This is a genomic window from Dellaglioa sp. CoH-56-MRSF-10 (assembly GCF_056782175.1).
In genome coordinates, this window is the sequence record NZ_JBXAYF010000024.1 from 1 (window position 1) to 532 (window position 532).

1 protein-coding gene is annotated in these 532 nt (G+C 54.9%); it reads left to right on the top strand.

The annotated features are described in order from the left end of the window. Positions 1–381, top strand: a 381-nt coding sequence (locus AC1RP4_RS07630; RefSeq protein ID WP_481763216.1) for a hypothetical protein, incomplete at its 5' end; no start/stop codon positions are given. Between the last annotated feature and the right edge of the window lie 151 nt (positions 382–532).

Sequence of the window (532 nt, forward strand, 5' to 3'; positions counted from 1 at the left end):
GGCAATATACCGTGGACCACGCATTACATTGCGGGCTCCGACTGTGGGCTGATATTGAGCGACGTTATTCTGTTCCATCAGGCATGGGCGTGGTTGGCGGCCGTGGGCCATATCATCGGGCAAACGCCGCTCGATGATTTCTTGGGTTACTCAATATACAACCAGCTGAATCGGGCACGCCACGACATGAACTTCAGCAATCGCGGGTTCGGTGCCAAGTCCTTCGATATTCAGTACCGGCAGCGGCGGTTGCGTGTCATGCACAATTCTGTTGTGGTCCGATGGGAATTGGAATATGATCTGGAGTCCGGCGCGGTCGCGTTCGATGGATCGGACTCGACGCTTGTCCATGCTCAAGAATATTTGTACGGGAAACTCTGATGGAAGAAATCAAGGGCGGCGGCCGACGCCGAGTTGCGGCAAAGAAAGTGGCACCCAAATACGATCCGGCCAATGACGTTGCAAATGAGGTGGCTCCGGAAGACGTGGCTAAGCCCACAAGTGCTACTAAAGCGGCGGCTATACCCAAGAC